The sequence below is a fragment of the Lentibacillus populi genome (assembly GCA_014642895.1).
GTDB classification, from domain to species: Bacteria; Bacillota; Bacilli; order Bacillales; family Amphibacillaceae; genus Lentibacillus_C; species Lentibacillus_C populi.
The window spans coordinates 1-1356 of sequence record BMJD01000108.1 but is presented as its reverse complement, the minus strand read 5'-3'; the positions used below and the strand labels follow the sequence as shown (position 1 = coordinate 1356).

Here is a 1356-nt window from a genome sequence, read left to right as displayed (position 1 = left end):
TGATTCCATTCCAGGATTGGCTGGTTTCAAGGCGTGGACAAAAGGAAGAAAAATGGAAGGGGGATTAAACCCGTATTTCCTTTATGTCTGCCTTCTTGCCTTTTTGTAACTTGTAGAACTCATTAGGTGCTAAGTCACGAATACTAGAATGAATGCGCCGATTGTTGTAAAAGTCCATGAAATTTGTAATTGCTTCATACGCCTCTCCATAGGTTTCAAATTCAAATCGGGACATACAATCGTCCTCCATGATGCGATGGAATGATTCAATATGGGCATTCATATTTGGCGTCTTAGGCGGTATACGCTCATGTTCCACATTTAGACCCTCACAATGATCTTCAAATGTATTTGAAATGAATTGTGGTCCGTTATCTGTACGTACGACAGGCTTTTCTTGCGCTTCAAATAACTGTCGTTTCAATAAGGCCCGATTTAATATCTGCACAGTATCAACTGCAGTACAATGCAGTCCTATATGATAATTGATGATAGATCTGTCACATACATCGATAATGGAAAAAACAAAGAGAAATCGGTCTTCACCGTGGACATAGCCGTATTTAATATCTGCCTCCCAGAGCTGATTAGATTCAGTAATAACGCGATTTCTTGCCAGTTTCCTAGGATGCGAGATTTTTTTCCTTCTTTGTGGTTTTAAAATATCTAGCTCCTTACAAAGGCGGTATACCTTCTTTTTATTGATTTTTAGTTTATATTGATCGCGGCGTAGGGCCAGGGTTAATTTGCGATAACCATAACCATTACACTCGCCAGATATAAGTTCTAACAAGAATTCTTTGATTTGTTCGTCGGATACTTTCTTTCCGTCCTCATTGATGGAGTAGCCTGGTGCTGGACGGCCCTCACTCACTTGCCTCTCTTCCACACGGTAATTCTTTTGGTAATAGTATGTGGAACGAGGAACATTTACGATTTTCAATACCAATTTGATGGCATATCCTTTTTGGATCCATTTATCGGCTACTTTAATTTTTTCAGCAAGTGAGGGTCCTGCTTTTTTACAAGATCCCGTAAAACGGCGATTTCGAGATCCTTTTCACCCAATATTTTTTTCAAATGGTCATTCTCATTGGCAAGCTGCTTGGAATCAAGATCTGGAATAGTTGTCACATCAACATCTCCGTACTTGCCGTCCTTGTACTCTCGCACCCACCGTGTCACCATGTTGGCATTTAAATCATAACGGCGTGCAACAACAGATGTTTTTCCTGTTTCCATTGCTTCTTTGATAACCTGTATTTTAAATTCTTTTGAATGTCTTGTGCGTTTCATGTTGTAAGCCTCCCTAACACATTAAGTAGTATAATACATTCCACTCTTAGTGTCCAAGTT

General features: G+C 39.6%; 1 protein-coding gene. It reads right to left on the bottom strand.

Features of this window, described 5'->3' with window-relative positions:
* Positions 1-64: 64 nt before the first annotated feature.
* A protein-coding gene (locus IEX12_RS23055; protein WP_088049320.1) for an IS3 family transposase occupies positions 65-1296 on the bottom strand; the annotation gives its coding sequence in 2 pieces (ribosomal slippage) (positions 65-1026 and positions 1026-1296; 1233 coding nt in all).
* Positions 1297-1356: the final 60 nt, after the last annotated feature.